Annotated in this window: 15 protein-coding genes; 7 read left to right on the top strand and 8 right to left on the bottom strand. The window is 50.1% G+C overall.

All coding sequences use genetic code 11. The annotated features are described in order from the left end of the window. Nucleotides 1–115: 115 nt before the first annotated feature. From baeR to B3Z23_RS05510, 8 genes are all read right to left on the bottom strand, one after another. Nucleotides 116–829, bottom strand: a complete 714-nt coding sequence (gene baeR / locus B3Z23_RS05545; protein ID WP_294902787.1) for a two-component system response regulator BaeR — start codon at nucleotides 827–829, stop codon at nucleotides 116–118. Next, a complete protein-coding gene (gene baeS / locus B3Z23_RS05540) occupies nucleotides 826–2,220 on the bottom strand; it encodes a two-component system sensor histidine kinase BaeS (protein WP_294902785.1) in 1,395 nt (464 codons plus the stop codon). Before baeS ends, baeR begins: the two co-directional genes overlap by 4 nt. After that, on the bottom strand, nucleotides 2,217–3,641 hold the full coding sequence (gene mdtD / locus B3Z23_RS05535) for a multidrug transporter subunit MdtD (protein ID WP_294902783.1): 1,425 nt from the start codon (nucleotides 3,639–3,641) through the stop codon (nucleotides 2,217–2,219). Before mdtD ends, baeS begins: the two co-directional genes overlap by 4 nt. Further along, a complete protein-coding gene (gene mdtC, locus B3Z23_RS05530; protein ID WP_294902781.1) occupies nucleotides 3,638–6,709 on the bottom strand; it encodes a multidrug efflux RND transporter permease subunit MdtC in 3,072 nt (1,023 codons plus the stop codon). The genes mdtD and mdtC overlap by 4 nt, the downstream gene beginning before the upstream one ends. Continuing rightward, a complete protein-coding gene (locus tag B3Z23_RS05525; protein ID WP_294902779.1) occupies nucleotides 6,706–9,837 on the bottom strand; it encodes an MdtB/MuxB family multidrug efflux RND transporter permease subunit in 3,132 nt (1,043 codons plus the stop codon). The genes mdtC and B3Z23_RS05525 overlap by 4 nt, the downstream gene beginning before the upstream one ends. Then, nucleotides 9,834–11,036 (bottom strand): MdtA/MuxA family multidrug efflux RND transporter periplasmic adaptor subunit, encoded by a 1,203-nt coding sequence (locus B3Z23_RS05520; RefSeq protein WP_294902777.1) that lies wholly within the window; start codon nucleotides 11,034–11,036, stop codon nucleotides 9,834–9,836. The genes B3Z23_RS05525 and B3Z23_RS05520 overlap by 4 nt, the downstream gene beginning before the upstream one ends. Nucleotides 11,037–11,212: 176 nt before the next feature. After that, complete coding sequence (yegD, locus tag B3Z23_RS05515; protein WP_294902775.1) at nucleotides 11,213–12,565, bottom strand: molecular chaperone; 1,353 nt, start codon at nucleotides 12,563–12,565, stop codon at nucleotides 11,213–11,215. 74 nt (nucleotides 12,566–12,639) lie between these two features. Further along, nucleotides 12,640–13,266: a phosphatase PAP2 family protein gene (locus B3Z23_RS05510; protein WP_294902773.1), complete on the bottom strand. Its 627-nt coding sequence runs from the start codon at nucleotides 13,264–13,266 to the stop codon at nucleotides 12,640–12,642. Nucleotides 13,267–13,523: 257 nt separating this feature from the next. Between B3Z23_RS05510 and udk the strand changes: the two genes are divergently transcribed. From udk to B3Z23_RS05475, 7 genes are all read left to right on the top strand, one after another. Further along, nucleotides 13,524–14,165: a uridine kinase gene (gene udk, locus B3Z23_RS05505; protein WP_294902771.1), complete on the top strand. Its 642-nt coding sequence runs from the start codon at nucleotides 13,524–13,526 to the stop codon at nucleotides 14,163–14,165. Nucleotides 14,166–14,221: 56 nt separating this feature from the next. After that, entirely contained in the window at nucleotides 14,222–14,803 is a 582-nt protein-coding gene (dcd, locus tag B3Z23_RS05500) for a dCTP deaminase (protein WP_294902769.1), read from the top strand. A 20-nt stretch (nucleotides 14,804–14,823) separates the two neighbouring features. After that, entirely contained in the window at nucleotides 14,824–16,620 is a 1,797-nt protein-coding gene (gene asmA / locus B3Z23_RS05495) for an outer membrane assembly protein AsmA (protein WP_294902767.1), read from the top strand. 330 nt (nucleotides 16,621–16,950) lie between these two features. Beyond that, the gene (gene galF / locus B3Z23_RS05490) at nucleotides 16,951–17,847 is read left to right on the top strand and encodes a UTP--glucose-1-phosphate uridylyltransferase GalF (protein WP_294902765.1); all 897 of its coding nucleotides are present in this window, start codon (nucleotides 16,951–16,953) and stop codon (nucleotides 17,845–17,847) included. 43 nt (nucleotides 17,848–17,890) lie between these two features. Continuing rightward, on the top strand, nucleotides 17,891–18,904 hold the full coding sequence (galE, locus tag B3Z23_RS05485; RefSeq protein ID WP_294902763.1) for a UDP-glucose 4-epimerase GalE: 1,014 nt from the start codon (nucleotides 17,891–17,893) through the stop codon (nucleotides 18,902–18,904). A gap of 666 nt (nucleotides 18,905–19,570) precedes the next feature. Continuing rightward, entirely contained in the window at nucleotides 19,571–20,338 is a 768-nt protein-coding gene (locus B3Z23_RS05480; protein ID WP_294902857.1) for an ABC transporter permease, read from the top strand. Beyond that, nucleotides 20,338–21,102, top strand: coding sequence for an ABC transporter ATP-binding protein (locus B3Z23_RS05475; protein WP_294902761.1), 765 nt, complete (start codon nucleotides 20,338–20,340; stop codon nucleotides 21,100–21,102). The genes B3Z23_RS05480 and B3Z23_RS05475 overlap by 1 nt, the downstream gene beginning before the upstream one ends. Nucleotides 21,103–21,491 lie beyond the last annotated feature (389 nt).

The raw sequence follows: 21,491 nt of genomic DNA, 5'->3' as shown, positions 1-21,491 counted from the left end.
GGTCAGGACACCCGCAGGGTGTTGTCAGAGCCGAAAAATTCGACCCTACAAAAAGAAGGGGAATTGTAGAGGGGCAGTACCGGGATGTAAATCATTTCTGTTAGCAATGCGCTAGTCAGTGCAGTCGGCTTTTGTGAGTATCCCAGCGATACCCAATCCCATAAACCGCGCGAATAAAAGTTTGTTCACTGTCCATATTTTCCAGTTTGCGGCGCAGGTTTTTAATGTGGCTGTCGATAGTTCTGTCGGTCACCACCCGGTAATCGTCATACAACAGGTTCAGCAATTGTTCCCGGGTAAAGACTTTTCCGGGCTCCTGGGACAACGTTTTCAGCAATCTGAATTCTGCCGGGGTCAGTTCTATCGGCTGGTTATCCCAGCTCACCTGAAAACGCCCGGTATCAATGTCCAGACCAGGAATATCTTCAGTCTGTGCCTCATCCCGGCGTACCAGACAGCGGCGAAGAATGATTTTTACACGGGCTACCACCTCACGCGGACTAAAGGGTTTACAGACGTAGTCATCGGCACCTATTTCCAGTCCTAGCAGGCGATCGATCTCTTCACTACGGGCAGTCAGCATAATCACCGGCAGATCGGAAAACTGACGTAATTCGCGGCAAATACTCAATCCGTCTTTACCGGGCAACATCAAATCAAGGATCATCAGGTCAGGCGGTAATTCCCTGACTTGTTGAATAACTTCGTCCCCCCGTGAAACCACCCTCACCTGATAGCCGGCGGCTTCCAGATAATCTACCAGCAGTTGTGCCAGTTTGGGCTCATCTTCTACTACCATAATCCTTGCTGAAAGTTTTTCTTCAGTCATGAGTCCGGCCTGTCACTATTGAAAGGAAGTTTTACTTTGATAGTAACACCTCCTGCGGGGGAGTGCTGACAGCTAATTTCGCCCTGATGAGCATCAGTGATGGCACGGCAAATGGCCAGACCCAGCCCGGAGCCTCCACTGGCACGGTTTCTGGAGTTCTCGGCACGGTAGAATCTGTCAAAGATATGCTGCTGTTGCTCACGGGTCAGCCCGGGGGCGCTGTCAGAGAATTCCAGGTACCAGCCATTCGCTTGTGCTGACAGGGTCACCCTCAACTCTCCCGGAGCATGGGTGTAGCGCAGGCTATTCTCCAACAGGTTATGACATAACTGGTTAAGCCGGTTAAAATCGCCATAAATCGGTGCCTTCGGCGGACAGTGGCAGCTCAGGGTGATCCCTGCGGCCATGAAACGTTGCTGAAAAGCGGTGGTCACCTGGCTGAGCAGTTCACTTAAGTCGCAGTTCATCATCTGATAACGTAATGCTCCGGAATCTGACAGCGCCAGTTGATGCAGGTCATCGACCATTTTTTTCAGGATCATCACTTCACTTTGCAATGACTGCAGAGCTTCGGGGGTGACACGTCGGACCCCGTCCTGTATTGCCTCCAGCTCGCCCTGCAGTATGGCTAAAGGGGTACGCAATTCATGGGAAATATCCGCGATAAATGCGCGACGATTGGTTTCCGTTTTTTCCAGAGACTCTGCCAGTTGGTTAAAATCCCGGGCTAACTGGCCAAGTTCGTCCTGACTGGTCACTTCCACCCGGGTCGTCAGTTTTCCGGCAGCCAACTGATGCGTGCCATCCACCAGTCGTTTCACGGGAGCCAGTAAGCCTCGTGCCAGAAACCAGGTCACAATGGCAGCCAGCAGGGTGGTCAGTCCGACGATGACCCAACTGGCTCTTTTCTGCTGATGATCAAAATTGATATCGGTGCTGCGGGTCAGCTGTTCCGGGGGGGAACCTAACACCCAGCCAACAGTTTTGCCATCGGTCGTGATAATCGGGTGTTCGACGCGTTCGTACGGCAGGCTCTCCCGGGGGCCTATCAGTACCCGATAGCGGAGATCGACTATCCAGAACGGAGTTCGCCAGCCGGGGCGTGGATAGTTAGCTTGTTGCTGATTTTGTTCCAGTGAACGTAACAGGGAGTAGATTATCCGGTTGTTGTTTCTCAGGAAGGTCCAGTCGCCGTGTTGCTGATACTGCTCGGCCAGAGCATCACTAAGCAGGTTCAGCCGTTGTTCATTACTCTCGCGAATATAGTCAACAAACCCATGTTCGAAACTGATTCTGACAGCCCAGTGCATGGTGACCAGCACCAGCAGACAGGTGCCAAAGATAGTCACAAACAGTTTGCTGCCGATATTAAAGGTCCAGCGGCTTTTCATCGGCGATGACCTGTTTTCTTTAACAGACTATTGCGGCTGAGATCCTCCGGGATAAACCAAAACACGCCGATCGGTAGCCAGAGGAAAATACCGATTGCCAGCCAGAGATAGCTAAAGGTGTGGATGAGTGTTTCGGTATCCATTAACTGTTGATGGCTAAAAGCCCCCATAGCGAGGCCGGCCAGGGTAACCCCGGTACTCATCGCCAGTTGCATCACCATCGACAACAGGCTGTTACCCGAAGAGGCCAGAGTATCCGGCAACTCTTTCAGTGTCAGGGTATTCATGGTCGTGAAGCGGACAGAATTGACCCCGCCAAGAATAAACAGGACCCCGGGAAGAGCATAGATCAGATCGAATTTCATCAGCACCGGTAGCGTCAGAACAATCAGGCCAAGTAACAGGGTCGAGCTGATCAGCGCCATCCGGTAGCCTGTCTGATTCACCAGTCTGACGACGACCCGTTTGATAAGCATGCTGCCGGCAACCATCGGCAGCATCATCAGTCCTGCATGAAACGGACTTAAACCCAGCGCCAGCTGAAGAAACAGTGGCATGGTAAAGGGCAACATACCACTGCCGGTCCTGGCCACCATACTGCCAATCAGCCCGATACGAAACACGTGATTCTTAAATAAGTCCGGGTTAAACAGGGCGTTTTCACGTCGCCTGGCATACAAGGGATACAGAGCCAGACAACCAATACCGCTGCTCAGGAGCACGGCCAGCAACAAGGTATGGCTGGATGCCCACTGATGGCTTTCCAGTGCCAGGGTAAGCGCAGCCATGGCGATAGCCAGCATCAGAAATCCCGGGAAATCAAAACGACGGCCCGGCAGACTGTAGTTGGGCAGCAATTTCAGAGTAGCAATGGTACCCACAATACCTACCGGCAGGTTGATCAGAAAGATCCAATGCCAGCTGGCGTATTCAACCAGCAGTCCGCCGACGGTGGGGCCTGCCATCGGTCCGAGTTGTCCGGGCAGGGTGACAAAAGCCATTGCCGCCATATATTCGGAACGTGGCACAATTTTCATCACGGTCAGACGGCCCACCGGTACCATCATGGCGCCGCCAATCCCCTGCAGCACCCGCGATAAAATCAGTTGATCAAGGTTACCTGAAATTGCACAGCACAAGGAACCGAGAGTGAACAGCACAATGGCACTACAAAAGACATTTCTTACCCCAAAGCGGTCTGCCAGCCAGCCACTGAGCGGCAGCATTACGGCAACAGTCAATACATACGAGACAACGACCATATGCATATTCAGCGGGCTATTATTCAACGCTTTGGCCATAGAGGGCAGGGCAGTATTCACAATCGTGGTATCCAGCGACTGCATAAAAAATCCGAAAGCGACTATCCACAATTGCCAGCGAACCGAAGTGGCTGGAGGTGCGTTGTTTTTATTGGTCATAAAACAAGGTCCTGTGGCCCGGATTTACGTTTCCTGAGTTTATCCATCATCAGGAACACGACCGGGGTCGTATACAGGGTGAGTAACTGGCTGATGATAAGGCCTCCGGCAATCGAAATGCCCAGTGGTTGTCGCAGTTCGGCGCCATCCCCGTAACTCATTACCAGCGGCAGTGCACCGAATAGTGCGGCCAAAGTGGTCATCAGTATAGGACGGAACCTGAGCAGACAGGCCTGGTATATGGCTTCACGTGGAGTCAGCCTGGCTTCCCTCTCCGCGACCAGCGCGAAATCTACTAACATGATGGCATTCTTTTTTACAATGCCAATCAGCAGCAGAATCCCCAGCATAGCTATCAGGCTGAAGGGGGTATCGAAAATCCGTAATGCCACCAAAGCACCGACACCGGCGGGGGGCAGGGTCGAGAGAATAGTCACCGGATGGATATAACTCTCATACAGCATTCCTAATACAATATAGACCGCCGCAATGGCCCCGACAATTAGCCACAACTGGCTCGACTGTGACTGACGGAATAGTTTGGCATCGCCGGCAAATTCACCCCGGACACTGGCCGGCACACCCAGACGAACCATGGTGGTTTCAATCGCCGAAGAAGCCTGTGACAAAGCTATTCCATCCGCCAGATTAAAGGAGAGGGTCGCGGCTGCTGACAATCCCTGGTGGTTAACTGATATCGGGGTGTTGGCGGATTCCCAGTGGGCTATCTGTGACAGAGGAATCGATTTGCCTTCCTTATTGATCAGGTACATTTGTGACAGTGCCGTGGCATCACGGGTATAACGGGGGTCAACTTCCATCACGACCCGATACTGATTCAGCGGCCGGTAGATAGTCGATATTTGCCGCTGGCCGAACGCATCATTCAGCAGGGCATTGGCCTGCGCTACACTGATCCCCAGTTTTGCCATTGCAGCACGGTCATAGACCAGTTGCAGCTCCTCACCATTGTCTTCCTGATCTGAACTGACATCGGTGAGTTGCGGTAACTGGCGAAATGCTTTCAGGATCACCGGTGACCACTGGCGCAGTGCCTGCAGATCATCGGAAAGCAGGCTGAACTGATAGCTGGCATTGGATTCCCGACCTCCGGTACGGATATCCTGAACCGGACTCAAATAAAGCCGGGCGCCGGGTTCTTTCGACAGAGCCTTACGTAACCGGTCAATGACCTGTCTGGCGCTGACATCGCGTTCAGACAGCGGCTTAAGCGAGATATACATAGAACCGCTGTTAGTCCGCATTCCCCCCGTAAAGCCGGTCACATTATCGACTGCCGGATCGGCGCTGACAATTCGCATGAAATCTTCCAGCTTACCGCGCATTGCCTGAAATGAAATGCTCTGATCCGCGGAGATACTGCCGGAAATCCGCCCGGTATCCTGCTCTGGCAAAAAGGTTTTAGGAATAGTCACGAACAGCAGAATATTGAGCGCCAGAGTGGCCAGCAATACGCACAGTGTCAGTTTCGGATAGTGTAAAACGCGGTGTAGCGAACGGGCATATCCAGCCTGCAAAAGGTCCGTGGTCCGACGAAAAATACTCCGCCTTACCGGTGTCTGGTGACCTGTCACCCGTAACAACCTGGCGCACATCATTGGTGTCAGTGTCAGAGAAATAAATAATGAAATAACAATGGCGACCGACAGAGTCATCGCGAATTCTGAAAAGAAACGGCCAATCAGCCCCCCGAGCATCATCAGGGGTATAAAAACCGCGACCAGTGACAGACTCATCGCAATCACCGTAAACCCGACTTCCCGCATACCGGTCACTGCGGCTTTAAATGGCTTCATGCCGGCTTCGATATGTCGCGAAATATTTTCGAGTACCACAATAGCGTCATCGACCACAAATCCGGTGGCTATCGTCAGGGCCATCAACGACAGATTGTTCAGACTAAAGCCACACAGATACATAGCGGCAAAGCTCCCCACCAGCGATACCGGAACGACTACCGCCGGAATCAGGGTGGCCCTGGCCGATCCCAGGAAAAAGAATACCACCAGAATCACCAGTGCCACAGCAATTAGCAGAGACTGTTCGACTTCACTGAGAGAAGCCCGGATCGTCGGTGACCTGTCCTGAGCGATGCTTAGATGTATGGCTGTCGGGATCTCCTTCCGGAGTTCGGGAAGCCGCTCACGTATCCGGTCAACGGTCGAAATCACATTGGCGTCAGCAGTTTTTCGGACCATCATAAGGATGGCCGGTTTACCGTTACTGAGACCGGCGTTCCGGCTATCCTGAACATCATCGGTAAGGGTGGCAACATCACTCAGCCTGACCACACCACCGTCTTTATGGTGGATAATCAGGGGCCGGTACCGGGCAGCGTTATTCAGAGCATCATTGGTGGACAGTTGCCAGCGTTGATCTCCTTCATCAATGGCACCCAGAGGCCGTCTCTGATTTGCATTACTGATGGCGGTGCGTACCTGTTCGAGTGATACCCCCTGATTAAACAGTTGCTGCGGGTCAACATCGATCCGCACGGCCGGCAGCGATCCTCCGCCAATAGTGACATCACCCACCCCCTCAATCTGAGATATCGACTGCGCCAGCCGGGTAGTGGCGTAGTCATATAACTGCCCCCGTGAGTAAGTCTCTGAGGTTAGTGTCAGAATCATCACCGGTGCATCCGAAGGATTCGCTTTACGGTAAGTCGGACGTGAAGGCATGCCCGTCGGGAGCAGACTTTGTGCGGCATTCAGTGCCGCCTGAACATCACGGGCAGCACCATTGATGTCACGGTCCAGATCAAAGATCAGAATTATGCGGGTATTACTCAGTGAACTGTACGATGTCATCTCACTGATACCGGCAATCCTGCCGAGCGAACGTTCCAGCGGAGTGGCTATGGACGCAGCCATGGTTTCGGCTGAAGCTCCGGGCATACTGGCAGAGATGACTACTGCCGGAAAATCGACCTGCGGCAGCGCGGCCACCGGTAATAAGCGGAAACCCAGAATACCTGCCAGGAGTATGGCAGTCGCCACCAGCAGGGTAGCGACGGGGCGATAGATGAATACTGCCAGAAACCTCACGGTAACGACTCCGGCGACGACGGATGAGTTTGGTGGGGTTTCAGCCGACGGCTCAGCCTGTCAAACAGCAGATAAATGACGGGGGTGGTAAACAGGGTAAGAACCTGGCTGACGATCAGCCCCCCGGCCATGGCAACGCCCAGCGGCCGACGTAACTCAGCCCCCACACCAAAGCTTAGCATTAAAGGCAGAGCACCTAGCAGGGCCGCCATGGTGGTCATCAGTATCGGCCTGAAACGCAACAGGCAGGCCTGATAAATGGCTTCCTGTGGAGTGACGCCCTGTTCACGTTCTGCGGAGAGCGCGAAATCGATCATCATGATGGCATTTTTCTTGACGATACCAATCAGCAGGATAATTCCAATAATAGCGATGATATCCAGTTCATGGCCGGAGACCATCAGTGCCAGTAGCGCTCCGACACCGGCGGTAGGCAAGGTTGAGAGAATAGTGACCGGATGAATAAAACTTTCATAAAGAATACCCAACACAATGTACATCGCCACAATGGAGGCGATAACCAGCCAGACAGTACCCGAAAGCGCAGCCTGAAAGGCCAGGGTACTCCCCTGAAAGTGGGTCAACATATCTGAGGGTAAATTCAGCTGGTTTTCTATGTGGGTTATGGCATTCACCGCTTCTCCGAGAGAATAGCCTTCGGCGACGTCAAAGGATATTGTCGCTGCAGGAAACTGATCGAGATGGTTAATTGCCAGCAAAGCATGGCGCTGTTCTACCCGGGCAATTGAGGTTAGCGGTATCGTGCCGCCATCGCTATTGGTTAGCCGGATATTGCGGAGTGCCTGTAATCCCGGATCCATCCTTGTCTGTTGTGACAGCACCACGCGGTACTGGCTGGACTGGGTATAAATAGTGGAAATCAGTCTCTGACCAAAAGCGTCATACAGTGCATTATCAATATCCGCCATGGTAATCCCCAGCCTGCTGGCGGTATCGCGGTCAACGCGGATAAAGGCCTCATTCCCCTGATCCTGCCAGTTGCTGCTGACTTCACGCAGTTGTGGGGCCTGTCGTAATTCTCCCAGAAGTTTAGGTATCCACCCGGCCAGAGACTCCTGAGAAGGGGACTGCAGGGTAAACTGATAAGGCGTGCGGCTGGCTTCGGTATCGATAGTCAGATCCTGAACTGCCTGCATCCATAAACTGACACCAGGCAGACCACTGACTGATTGTTGTAACCGTTGTTCAATTTGCGGAATGCGATCATTCCGTTCTGAGAGCGGTTTCAGGGTAATCTGCAACCGTGCGTTATTCAGCGATGGGTTCGTCCCGTCGATGCCGACAAAGGCACTGACGTTGGCCACATCCGGATCTTTTTGCAGGATATCCGTCACTTCACGGGTGCGTCGGGTCATGCTGGTCCACGAGACATTTTGCGGGCCCTGAACGCTGGCGAGAATCAGCCCGTTATCCTGTTGTGGGAAAAATCCTTTCGGAATAAAAACCCAGAGTACAATGGTCAGGACCAACGTGCCGATAGCGACGCCTAAGGTTAGCCATGGGTGATTCAGCACCCGACTGAGTAAACGGCCATAACCGTCAATCACTCGCTCAAATATCCGTTCACAGGCCAGTGAAAAGCGGTTTTGTTGATGCAGCGTGCCATTTTTCAGCATACGTGCGCACATCATTGGGGTCAGGGTCAGCGAGACGACGGCGGAGATCAGGATAGAAACAGCCAGCGTGACAGCAAACTCCCTGAATAACCGGCCAACCACATCGCCCATAAACAGCAAGGGGATTAGCACGGCAATCAGGGAAATCGTCAGTGAGATAATGGTAAAACCGATTTCACCCGCACCCCGAAGCGCGGCCTGTAACGGGGGAACGCCTTTCTCGATATGTCGGGAGATATTTTCAATCACCACTATCGCATCATCCACCACAAAACCGGTGGCAATGGTCAGGGCCATCAGTGTCAGATTATTAACCGAGAATCCCAGCAGATACATCGCTGCAAAGGTGCCAATCAGCGAGAGCGGTACGGCCACTGCGGGAATGATGGTGGCCGGAATATTTCGCAGGAACAGATAAATAATCATGACCACCAGTGCAATCGCCAACAGTAATTCAAACCGGGTGTCACTGACGGAGGCGCGGATATTCATGGTCCGGTCACTGATCAGTTCCAGTTTCACTGAGGCCGGCAGGTTACTTTTTAGGGTGGGTAGCAGGGAGCGAATATTATCGGCCGTATCAATGATGTTCGCGCCAGGCTGACGCAGAACATTCAGGATAATGGCTGCCTGTCCGTTACTCCAGGCCCCCAGCCACTGGTTCTCAGCAGCCTGAGTGACTGTGGCTACATCTCCCAGCCTGACCGGAGCATTATTCCGGTAGCTGATGATTAACTGACGATAGTCTTCGGCGCTTTGCAGCTGATCATTGGCTGATAAAGTAATGGCCCGTTCAGGCCCATCAAGACTGCCCTTAGCGGTGTTAACATTACCATTATCGATAGCGGTACGAACATCCTCACTGGTAAGTCCTAATGCGGCCAGTGCCTGTGCATTGAGATCCACCCGCACCGACGGCCGTTGTCCGCCAGCGAGGGTCACCAGTCCCACACCGCTAACCTGGGAAATTTTCTGCGAAATCCGGGTTTCCACCAGATCCTGTACCCGGGTGAGTGGCAGACTCGAGGTGGTTACTGCCAGTGTCATAATTGGCGGGTCAGCCGGATTGACTTTGTTATAGACGGGGGGATTCGGTAAATCATCAGGCAGGTAGCTCATCGCGGCATTAATCGCCGCCTGAACCTCCTGTTCGGCAATATCCAGCGGCAGTGTTAGCTGAAATTGCAGAGTGATGACCGAAGCTCCGCCGGAACTGCCGGATGACATCTGTTTAAGACCCGACATTTGCCCAAACTGGCGTTCAAGTGGGGCTGTCACCGCGGATGTCATGACTTCCGGGCTGGCGCCGGGATATTGGGTCACGACCTGTATCGTTGGGTAATCCACCTCGGGTAATGCAGATACCGGCAGAAAACGGTAGCCGAGAATCCCGGCCAGTACGATAGCCACCATCAGTAAGGTGGTGGTGACCGGCCTCAGGATGAACTGGCGGGAAGGTCCGCCGGAAGAGCTGTCCGGCAGCAGGTTCATTGGTCTGTTCCTCCGGCATCGCTGTCAGCTACTGCCGCAGAGCCCTGGACGATATTCACCGCAGAGCCTTCGGTTAGCCTGTCAATACCGTCGGTGATCACTCTGTCTCCGGCACTCAGCCCGGCGGTGACGACCACCTGCTGGTTCTGCTGCAGACCTACCGACACCTGTTTTCTGCTGACGGTATTCTGCTGACTGACAATCCAGACAAAATTGCCTTCGTTATTCATCTGCAGTGCTGAGACCGGCATCAGCAGGGCATCTGTCAGAGTACTGACCCGCAGATGGAGGTTGACGAACTGATTAGGAAACAGCCGGTCATCCTGGTTGGCAAATCTTGCCTTAATCTTAAGCGTACCCGTGGTACTGTCTATCTGATTATCCAGACTGAGTAAGCTACCCTCTGCCAGTTTATGGTTGTCACTGCGATCCCAGGCCTCAGCCAGCAGCGGTTGGCCTTGCTTCATCGCGCCGACAACCTGTTCAATAGCGGCCTCGGGGACGGTAAAAATCACATCAATCGGGTGCGTTCGGGTGATAACCACAATCCCGGTGGTATCCCCGGCAGTGATGTAGTTACCCGCATCCACCTGCCTGAACCCGACACGACCAGCGATCGGCGCGGTGATCCGGCTATAGGTCAGATTGAGCTGAGCATTATCCACGGCAGCCTGGTCACTCTTTACCGTTCCTTCACTTTCACGGACCAGTGCCTGCTGGTTGTCCAGATCCTGCTGAGAGACCAGTTTGGTGGTGGCGAGTTTCTGATAGCGACGCAGATCATTGCGGCTATTGTTAAGTGTTGCCTGATCTTTGGCCAGTTGCCCCTGAGCCTGTAACAGCGCGACATTAAAGGGACGCGGATCAATTTCTGCCAGTAACTGACCGGCAGTCACGCTATCTCCTTCCCGAAAGTGTAACGCCATGAGTTGCCCGTCAACACGGCTGCGAACGGTCACAATGGCTGAGGCCGTTACTGTGCCCAGGGCGGTGATATATTGCGGCACTGTTTCCCGGCGAACCGTGGCAATCTGTACCGGAACCGCCGGGTCATGGCTGGCAGAGCTCAGGCCCAGAGCCGGACTGGCAGAAGAGGGCCTGGTGTTTTTGGCATGCCAAAAATGGATGGTGGCTAACGCCAGCACAATGACGATCAGTAAAAAAAGCACCACCGTGGACACCCGAAGTTTTGCTTTCATGCTCTGCTATGCTCTCCTGCATCTGAACCGACGTTTTTCCACACTCTGACCCAACAGTATAACCTTAAGTTCCGGCAAAAATTGGAGGAAATATGGATATCGGTACAGGGAGGCCCTGAACGGCAGTTCAGGCGGTCAGACAGGGAGAAATGACGCCCCTTAACGGGGCGCAGCGGCTAGCGGAACAGTGTTGCCGCCCAGCGGGCCAGTCCGAGAGTGACGGACCCAAAATCATCCCCGCTGGCGATTGGTGTGCCGGGTAAAACTCTGGCAATCTCATCACGCAGCAATGGTGAGCGGGCACTGCCTCCGGTGAGATATATGACTTCCGGTTTGCAGTCAGCAGTGGCCATGACGGCTGTAATTTGCTGGATCATCTTGTCGAGTGGCTGGCTGATGGCTTCATTCAATTGTCTGACGTTTAGCGTGGTTTCCAGGCCCTGGTCGAGATAATGCAACGGTATGGTGGTCATCTCACTGTCAGACAGACGTATTTTGCTCTCTTCGGCACTGCGTACTAACTGATAGCTTTGTTTGTGGCGCCAGACATTAAACAACCGACGTACCAAATCACTCTGATGTGCCTCTTTGACCATTTGTTGCAATAATTTGCCGCACTCTGTGGAATAAAACTGGCTTTGAGCATTAACGTCATTAATGGCTACCGCATTCCACCATGGCAGGGTAGGTAAACCGGTACCTTTGAGTGTGATGCCTCCCTGGCCCAGCAATGGCATCAGCGTTTTAAATGCCAGCATAATATCCAGGTCATTTCCACCAACCCGACAACCACTGTGACCCAGCAGGCTGTCCACTCTATCGACCTTATCACGCCATTGCGGTCCCATCAGCAGCAGTGAGCAGTCCGTGGTTCCTCCACCGATATCGACGACCAGTACCCGGGTTTCATCGCTGAGTGTCGCTTCGAACTCCAGTCCTGCGGCCACGGGTTCGTACTGAAATTCAACTTCGCGAAATCCGGCACGCTGTGCAGCACGTAACAGAATATTTTGAGCCTGGTGGTTCGCTTCCTCACCGCCGGTCCCCTGGAAATTGACCGGACGGCCAATCACAGTATGAGTTATCGGGGTATTCGTCTGTTGCTCGGCCTGCTGGCGAATGTGCAGCATCATCGCACACACCAGATCCTCAAAAAACGCAATTTGCTGAGATTTAAGGCCAGAGGCACCCAGAAAAGACTTGGGAGATTTTACAAACCAGGTATCTTCCGGGTCAGCAATATAGTTCTCCAGTGCCTGAAGTCCGAAACTAACGCTATCGGCAGTGACCCGAATATCTTCTTCACGATTCAGGCGTAATGCATATTGCAACAATGCCGTGTTTTCCGGGGTAGGAAACCCGACCTCGTGACAGCGGTATAGCCATTCGCTGGGCACAGTACGCAGCGGTGCTGAGATCATTGAGGGGAGCAGTGGCGAGCCTTTTTCCAGCAATAACTGGCGGAAAATGCCTTCCTGTTCTGTGGCTACAGAACAGTTCGCGGTACCGTAATCAAAACCAATAAACATGGCTGTCGCCCCCTGAACACAGAAAAAAGGGGGCGACTTTACCCTGTAAAACGACAGGCGTAAATGGTCAGCGGTTAATTTGCTGAATGGAGTTTTAGTAACTCTGTGCGGGTAAAGGGTTTTTCGATTCCGGCCAGTCTGGCCGAGAGTTTAGCCAGAAACTGTTGAGTGGTAGCGGGTTGACCATGAAACATAATCCACACCGGCAGAACCAAAAATATAGCCAGTTGCAGCACAGAAATTGCTTTCAGTTCCGTGCGACGCTGAATAAACAGATAGAGTGAACTCAGCCCCAGCCCCAGGATAGCGCCACTCACGACTTCACTCGGGGAGTGAGCATGCAATTGCAGCCGCGAGAAACCTATAGCTAACGGCAGCACATAGCCGGTGATCATTAGCAGGCGACGCCATAAGATTGGACGCTGTGCCGATATCATCCACATTAATACCGGCCAGAAAGTCGAGGACATGGTGGTATGTCCGCTGAAACCAGTGAAGTTGTAAGTTCTGCTGCCAATAAAAAAACCCAGGAACAAAATTTTTGAAATACTCACTATCATACCGGCAGTGCCGAAGGTGACTAACCAGCCAAAAGCGGTTTGCCAGCGTCCGCTTTTCCAGAAAACAAACACAGCAATCAGCACAGCGGTAGGTAGCAGCAGCATGCTGTCACCCAGGTAAGTCAAATTTTTCCAGTACATGTTTTTCCTGGTAGGGTCTGCCCGTAAAGATGGCACAGGCCAGATGATTAATCAGTAATCAGGTTTAAGAGTGGCCGCAGAGTATATAGCGTAATAGCAAAACCGGCTATGGGGGTGAGTCTGAAGATTAGTGATGCATTTTTCTGGCATCAGGGGCACGAAGTCCCTATAATCGCCGGCGTAAACCCTCTCAATTTGCCCGTACAATCTGTTAATTTTCAGAAACTACCGGCTTCAGTTTCAGGTCTCAAAAAAGTATGACTGACACGTCCCATCAGTGCGTAATCGTGGGCATTGCCGGAGCTTCGGCATCCGGTAAAAGTTTGATTGCCAGCACTCTCTACCGTGAAATTCGTGACCAGGTGGGTGACGAGCATATCGGAGTTATCCCGGAAGATTGTTATTACCGGGATCAAAGCCACCTCACCATGGAAGAGAGGATTAAAACCAATTATGACCATCCAAATGCGATGGACCATGATTTGTTACTGACTCATTTGCAGGCGATTAAAGCCGGGCATGCGATAGACCTCCCGGTTTACAGCTATTCTGAACATACACGGATGAAAGAAACGATTAAGCTGTTGCCGAAGAAAGTCATCATCCTGGAAGGCATCCTGCTACTGACGGATGCCCGGTTGCGTGAAGAAATGAGTTTCTCCATTTTCGTGGATACGCCGCTGGATATTTGTCTGATGCGCAGAATGAAGCGGGATGTGAATGAACGCGGCAGGTCAATGGATTCGGTGATGACTCAGTATCAGAAAACTGTCCGGCCCATGTTCCTGCAATTTATTGAACCCTCGAAACAATATGCCGACATCATTGTTCCTCGCGGTGGGAAAAACCGGATTGCTATCGATATACTTAAAGCAAAAATCAATCAGTTTTTTGAATAATGATGGCAGGGAAGATTCATCTTCCTCCCCCTGAGCAGAGTTATGGAGAGATCAGCATGAGATTGTGTGACCGCGATATCGAAGTCTGGCTGGACACTGGCAGGCTTGAAATTTTACCCCGTCCGCCTGTAGAACGTATCAGTGGTGCTACAGTGGATGTGCGGCTGGGTAACAAATTTCGAACCTTCCGTGGGCATACGGCTGCGTTTATTGACCTTAGCGGTCCGAAAGATGAAGTCAGCGCAGCCCTTGACCGCGTGATGAGCGACGAAATAATCCTGCCGGAAGGTGATGCCTTTTTTCTTCATCCCGGAGAACTGGCTCTGGCAGTCACCCTGGAATCAGTGACATTACCGGATGATTTAGTGGGTTGGCTGGATGGTCGTTCATCACTGGCACGGCTTGGACTGATGGTTCACGTGACCGCGCACCGCATCGATCCTGGCTGGAAAGGGCGGATAGTGCTGGAGTTCTATAATTCAGGTAAATTGCCATTAGCGCTTCGACCGGGTATGTTGATAGGAGCATTGAGTTTCGAACCTTTGTCCGGCCCGGCCCTGCGGCCCTACAACCGCAGAGAAGATGCAAAATATCGTGATCAACAGGGTGCAGTAGCCAGCAGGATCGATAAAGACTAAAAAATCACACCGGGGATGGTATGAGAAGATTGATAACCACATTGGCGATTTTACTGGTGGTCGTTGTCGCGGGAATGACGGCACTGGTTATGCTGGTGAATCCGAACCAGTTTCGCGGATATATGGCACAGGAAGTCGCTAAACGCAGTGGTTATCAGTTAAAAATCTCTGGTGATTTACGCTGGCACGTCTGGCCACGGCTGAGCATTCTGAGTGAGCAGGTCTCTCTGACCGCACCTGGCGCCACTGACCCTGCAGTAAGTGCCGAAAATATGCGACTGGACGTTGAATTATTGCCGTTACTGTCCCATCAGCTTAAGGTAAGTCAGGTTTTACTGAAGAATGCCGTCATCCGTGATCTTCCAACCACTACCCGCGAACATCAACAAGGTGAGCCTTTAGCTCCGCCAGAAAGCCCTGCTTTTGGATCCTTTGGACGTGGCTGGAGTTTTAACATTGCGCGACTCAATATTGCTGACAGTCTGTTTATCTGGCAGGACGCTCATGGTAATCAGATTAACTTCCGTGATGTCAATCTTTCCATCTATCAGCCACAATACAAGCAAGGTAGCTTTGAGTTCAGTGGCAGAGTTTCCCGTAATCAGCAAAATCTGGCACTGGATGTGAGGGGGGCTCTGGATGCGACTCAGTACCCTCATCAACTGGGGTTACAGGTTTCCCGTGCCAGCTATAAGATTTCCGGCGTTGATCTCCCAACTGATGGAATCAACGGACAGGCTTCGTTTAATGCTGTCTGGAAGCCCTCCGGCAACCAGTTCGATGTGACCGGGTTATTACTCGGGGCCAATAACAGTGATTTTTCGGGTGAACTTCACGGTCATTTACTCCCCGCACCAGCCTTGCAGTTGCGTCTGAACTCGAAGACTGCCGATTTCGACCAGTTACTGACCTCCGCCAGAGCGTCAGGCGGCCATGTAGTCCGGCCGGCGGTCAGAGCACCGGTTATCGCCGATACCGATAGCCAACCGTTACAGGAAGCCTGGCTGCGTGATGCGATGATGGATATCAGCATCCATGCGGATAGCGCGGTCTGGCGTGGCTTACAGCTCAAACAGTTACAACTAAGCGCAACCAATGCTCAGGGATTAATGACCATCAATACCCTCACCGGTGAGTTGGGTAATGGTCACTTCTCTCTGCCCGGGCAGATCGATCTGCGTTCTGAGGCTGCACAGGTGGTTTTCGCTCCGGATTTACAGAATATTCAGATTCAGCCTGCGCTGGCATTCCTGCAACTTCCACAGGCGCTTCGGGGTGAACTGACCATGAAAGGCCAGTTCAGTGGGCAAGGGTTAAGTAACCAGGATATCCTTAACCAGTGGCATGGACAGGCAGATTTGAGTGTATCTCAACTGGATACTGCCCCGTTTAATTTGCGGCAAATGGTGAGTGATGCAGTGGCAAGAACCAGCGATCGGGTGCATTCTGACAACCTAATAAAAGCCGGGGTCCCACCGCTAAAAGGTAATATCCGCCTGGTCCCGGGCAATCTGACCCTCTCTCAGTTGCAGGGCGAAAACAGTGATATGAAACTGAGTGGCCAGGGCAATATTGACTTCGCCCACCGGACGATGGATGTGACTTTCGGACTGATGATGAAGGACTGGAAAGGTGACGACAAGCTGGTTAAGTTACTCTCTGAAGAGGCGGTGCCGGTACGTTTTTATGGTCCGTGGAGCAAGCTACAATATTCGTTACCCGTGAGTCAGTTACTGAACGGTAACCTGCGTAATGAAATAAAAAAACGGATTAATCAGTGGGTCGACCATAACAGCAAACCCGGCAGGGATAAATAACCGCAATCTGAATGAGACCAGGCATATGAATCTGCGTTTTGATCATGCTGGCGGGGTATAATGTGCCTATCTTCGGATTGCGAGAATCCCCCCAAACTCTTTAGTCCCTACGGTTAAAGCTGGCATTGACCTGTTAATCAGCCAATAATCCTGACTGATTCACGGCTGCCATCAGCCCCGGCAAATAGCGGAATAGCAGACAACCACCCAATGAAATCCATGCCAGCGAGAGTGCAGTCACGACGGGATTTAAGAAGATACTGATGCAGATTAACGTGTGTTATCGCACATAATCGGGGCATTAACTTTTACTCAAGAAATGGAATGTTTATGACTAAATTAAAAGCTGTCATTCCGGTTGCCGGATTAGGTATGCACATGTTACCGGCCACCAAAGCAATTCCGAAAGAGATGTTGCCGGTAGTTGATAAGCCAATGATTCAGTATATCGTTGATGAATGTGCCACCGCTGGAATCAAAGAAATTGTGCTGGTTACCCATGCCTCGAAAAATGCGGTAGAGAACCATTTCGATACGACCTATGAACTCGAAGCATTACTGGAACAGCGTGTTAAACGTCAGTTACTCAAAGAAGTTCAGTCCATCTGTCCACCTGGTGTGACTATCATGAATGTTCGCCAGCCTCAGCCTCTGGGTCTGGGGCATGCAGTACTTTGCGCCCGGCCTATGATTGGAGATAATCCATTTGTGGTGGTTTTACCGGATATTATTCTGGACGGTTATACGGCAGATCATTTGCGCTATAACCTGGCAGCGATGATTTCCCGCTTCGAATCTACTGGTAACAGTCAGGTTTTATGCCAGCATATGCCCGCCGAAGAACTATCCGAATATTCAATTATTACCACCCGTGAACCACTGAATAGTCCTGGTGATATCAGCGAAATTGACTTATTCGTCGAAAAACCTGAAGAGGTTCCGGAGATTGAATCTGATCTGGCGGCCGCAGGCCGTTATGTACTGTCTGCCGGCATCTGGCAGGAACTGGAAAAGACTGAACCCGGAGCCTGGGGAAGAATTCAGCTGACAGACGCGATTGCCAGTCTGAAACAGAAAGAAACGGTTGAAGCGACTCTGTTAAGCGGTGTGGATTATAACTGTGGACGCAAACTGGGGTACATGCAGGCATTTGTCAGCTATGGATTACGTAATCCTTCTCAGGGCCGGGAGTTCCGTGACAGTATCAGGAAAATCATTTCTAAATAATTGAATAACCGTTATTTCAAATCATAAAAACACGGAGTCAGATATGTCAGTTTTAGTCACAGGTGGCGCAGGTTATATCGGTTCTCATACGGTGTTAGCCCTGCTGGAGCGTGGTGACGAGGTCGTAGTACTGGATAATCTTTGTAATGCTTCTGAAGAATCCCTGCGCCGTGTTGCTCAACTAGCTGCAAAACCAGCCGTTTTTGTTGAGGGAGATGTCCGTGACCGCCAGTGTCTGCAGAAATTATTTGCAGAACATTCGATCACAGAAGTGATTCATTTCGCTGCCCTGAAAGCAGTAGGCGAATCGACACGGATGCCACTGGAATATTATGATAATAATGTCTCAGGCACGGTAGTATTGTTGGAAGAGATGCGTAATGCCGGCGTTATGAACTTTATTTTTAGTTCATCGGCGACGGTTTATGGTGAAAATGCGCCGGTCCCGTATGTTGAAACGTCCCCGATTGGTGGTACTACCAGCCCTTACGGTACCTCTAAGGTAATGATCGAACAGGTCCTGCAGGATTTTTCTAAAGCAGACTCTGATTTTAATACCATTGCTCTGCGGTATTTCAATCCTGTTGGTGCGCATCCTTCAGGGGAAATTGGCGAGGATCCGGCGGGTATCCCTAACAACCTGTTGCCTTATATCGCGCAGGTCGCTATTGGCAAACTAGATCAGTTAGGGGTTTTTGGTGATGATTACGACACCCCGGATGGTACCTGCCAACGTGATTATATCCATGTGGTTGACCTGGCAGAAGGTCACCTGAAAGCCCTTGATCATCTGAAAAACACGAAGGGATATCGTGCTTACAACCTGGGTGCAGGTAAAGGTTATTCAGTGCTGGAAATGATTAAGGCGTTTGAAAAAGCCTGTGGTAAGCCGGTTCCTTATGCTATTAAACCGCGTCGCAGTGGTGATTTACCCGCCTTTTGGGCCGATCCTTCACTGGCAGAACGTGAACTGGGTTGGAAAGTTTCCCGCGGCCTGGATGAAATGATGCAGGATACCTGGAACTGGCAAAGCCAAAATCCACAAGGCTATCGTTAACCCCCGAATAACAGCTTCACTGTCGGCAGGAATTGACTGCCGGCAGTGATTCATGATGAACAATCCCGTCGGTTAATTCTGTCTCTTTCTTTAAGTGTTAAGCGTTGTTATCTGTAATTATACATGCACCGCACCTCCAGCAGCCTCCTGCTGATAATATCCCTGCACCATTCCTGAGAATAATCTGTCGTCATTGCTATTGAGTTGAACACAGCGGGGAGGATTCAGAAAATCATAGTGGCTCATTACACTGCTTACCTGATAGTTCATCACAGTTTGTTGTTTACCGACCTGAAGGATGAGAAGAAATTAGCAGACAGTGGGAGTTAAGCCAAATAAATATCTCTGGCGATGTAATATATCGCCATATGCGCTTATTCATAGACCGTTGTCTTTAACTTAAATTCTGTGTAACTATAATTTTTGATTATTATTCATCAGTAAATTTTGATGGATGTTTATTGCTGTTCGTGTTTTCATTTTCCGGTGTTTTCAAACTGGAATCAGGTGTTGCGCTTAATTTGACAATGTCGTTAAATTAATCCGGCCCTGAGTGTGCAGCCTGGTAGCAGAATGGGAAGTTGCCTGGGGTTGTTTATTATTAAACGAATAATATTAACTGGCAGATGATTTATGCGTTATGGTCGTTCCGGATTGGGTGGGGAAATGGGAAGTAAAGCAGGTTATTTAATTGAGTTACTCTATGTTATGACGGCTAAAGAATTAAAGGTTCGTTATAAAAGCAGCTTTTTGGGGTATCTTTGGTCAATAGCCAACCCGATGCTGTTTGCTTTGATTTATTACTTTATTTTTAAAATAATTATGCGTGTAAATATACAAGATTATACCTTATTCATTATTACCGGGTTGTTTCCATGGCAATGGTTTTCTACGTCATTAAATAATTCTTTATTTTCGTTTCTCTCTAATTCACAGATCATAAAAAAAACTGTATTCCCACGTTCTGTCATTCCATTAAGCAATGTAATGATGGAAGGCATACATTTTGTGTGTACCTTACCTGTAATTATTGTTTTTATGCTGATATATCAGAGGCATCCTTCAGTTATCTGGTTATATGGCGTGCCGGCAGTGATGTTAGCTCAGATTCTGTTCACATTTGGCTGTGCGCTTATTTTCTCGTCAGTTAATTTGTTTTTTCGCGATACAGAGAGATTTGTGACGCTCGGTATCATGCTAATGTTCTATTGTACTCCGATTCTCTACACGGCAGATATGATACCGGAAAAATATAGATGGTTAATCATATTCAATCCACTGGCGGATATGATTATATGCTGGCGTGATTTGTTAATGGAGAATCAGTTGAACTATCCTCTGTTGGCAAAGTTTTATCTTTTTTCGGCTGGAGTATTACTGGCAGGTGTCATAGTGTTTAATAAACTTAAATATCGTTTTGCAGAGATTTTATAATGGACGTTGTGATTAGGTTTGATAAAGTAACCAAATCCTTTCCTCTCTATCATCATATCGGGTCCGGAGTCAAAGATCTGTTACTACACCCTCGTCGTGCGTTTTCATTATTGCGAGGTAAACAATATCTGGCGATTGAGGATGTTACTTTCACAATTTACAAAGGAGAGGCAGTCGCTTTAATTGGTGCCAATGGCGCAGGTAAAAGTACTTCCCTCAGTTTACTGACAGGAGTGATAAAACCTACTGCGGGCCACATCACGGTTCAGGGGCGTATTGCTTCCATGCTGGAATTAGGCGGGGGGTTTCATCCGGAATTGACAGGTCGTGAGAATATTATCCTGAATGCTACGCTGACAGGGCTTCGCCGGAAAGAGATTCTTGAGAAAATGCCTGATATCATTGCATTCTCTGAGCTGGGAGACTTTATTGATGAACCTATCAGAGTTTATTCCAGTGGGATGATGGCCAGGTTAGGTTTTTCGGTGATTAGTCAGGTGGAGCCTGATGTTCTCATCATTGATGAAGTGCTGGCGGTAGGGGATGCTGCTTTTCAACAAAAGTGTCTGGCGACCATCAATGCTTTTAAACGCAGAGGTGTGACTATCTTATTTGTCAGTCATAATATGTCTGATGTGCGGGAGGTATGCGATAAGGTGATTTGGATTGAAGATCATCGTTTACGAGACATCGGTCACCCGGACGATATCATCTGTAAATATCATCAGTTAATGTTAGAAAAGCAGCTACAGGGTTCTGCTTAACAGTTGAATTATTTTTAAGCCTCTATGCACAAATAAGCGAGATATTACCGACTACTCTGCCGCAGGCCGAAAAACAAGAATGAAATCCATCAGTATTTTTTTGTTTGTGCCAATGTCTGCATTGTATTTATTTGATAGTGTCACGGAGTAACATATTATCCATATTTATGTATATTTTTTTAGTGAAAGTGTTTAATTTTTATGTTTTTTTAAATAGGCAGTTACTCATTATCATAGAGGGTTTGTAATCTTTTGCTGTCGGTTTTTGGTCTTTAATTTCTGTTTTGCGGGTTGGGAAATTGAACGCAGGGGTTAAGTCATTTTTTTAAATGGTATAATAAAAATAATGAGTCATGCTTTTTGATGATGATTCATTTCTCACTGTGCTA

The organism is Tatumella sp. UBA2305 (assembly GCF_002345795.1).
Taxonomy (GTDB): domain Bacteria; phylum Pseudomonadota; class Gammaproteobacteria; order Enterobacterales; family Enterobacteriaceae; genus Tatumella; species Tatumella morbirosei.
Note: the sequence above shows the minus strand (reverse complement) of the source record. Positions and strands in the feature narration are given on the sequence as shown.

What these genes read in the sequence shown, in the direction of transcription:
- baeR (WP_294902787.1), bottom strand. Translation starts at nt 829, where the DNA reads ATGACTGAAGAAAAACTTTCAGCAAGGATTATGGTAGTAGAAGATGAG.
- baeS (WP_294902785.1), bottom strand. Translation starts at nt 2,220, where the DNA reads ATGAAAAGCCGCTGGACCTTTAATATCGGCAGCAAACTGTTTGTGACT.
- mdtD (WP_294902783.1), bottom strand. Translation starts at nt 3,641, where the DNA reads ATGACCAATAAAAACAACGCACCTCCAGCCACTTCGGTTCGCTGGCAA.
- B3Z23_RS05525 (WP_294902779.1), bottom strand. Translation starts at nt 9,837, where the DNA reads ATGAACCTGCTGCCGGACAGCTCTTCCGGCGGACCTTCCCGCCAGTTC.
- B3Z23_RS05520 (WP_294902777.1), bottom strand. Translation starts at nt 11,036, where the DNA reads ATGAAAGCAAAACTTCGGGTGTCCACGGTGGTGCTTTTTTTACTGATC.
- yegD (WP_294902775.1), bottom strand. Translation starts at nt 12,565, where the DNA reads ATGTTTATTGGTTTTGATTACGGTACCGCGAACTGTTCTGTAGCCACA.
- B3Z23_RS05510 (WP_294902773.1), bottom strand. Translation starts at nt 13,266, where the DNA reads ATGTACTGGAAAAATTTGACTTACCTGGGTGACAGCATGCTGCTGCTA.
- udk (WP_294902771.1), top strand. Translation starts at nt 13,524, where the DNA reads ATGACTGACACGTCCCATCAGTGCGTAATCGTGGGCATTGCCGGAGCT.
- dcd (WP_294902769.1), top strand. Translation starts at nt 14,222, where the DNA reads ATGAGATTGTGTGACCGCGATATCGAAGTCTGGCTGGACACTGGCAGG.
- asmA (WP_294902767.1), top strand. Translation starts at nt 14,824, where the DNA reads ATGAGAAGATTGATAACCACATTGGCGATTTTACTGGTGGTCGTTGTC.
- galF (WP_294902765.1), top strand. Translation starts at nt 16,951, where the DNA reads ATGACTAAATTAAAAGCTGTCATTCCGGTTGCCGGATTAGGTATGCAC.
- galE (WP_294902763.1), top strand. Translation starts at nt 17,891, where the DNA reads ATGTCAGTTTTAGTCACAGGTGGCGCAGGTTATATCGGTTCTCATACG.
- B3Z23_RS05480 (WP_294902857.1), top strand. Translation starts at nt 19,571, where the DNA reads ATGGGAAGTAAAGCAGGTTATTTAATTGAGTTACTCTATGTTATGACG.
- B3Z23_RS05475 (WP_294902761.1), top strand. Translation starts at nt 20,338, where the DNA reads ATGGACGTTGTGATTAGGTTTGATAAAGTAACCAAATCCTTTCCTCTC.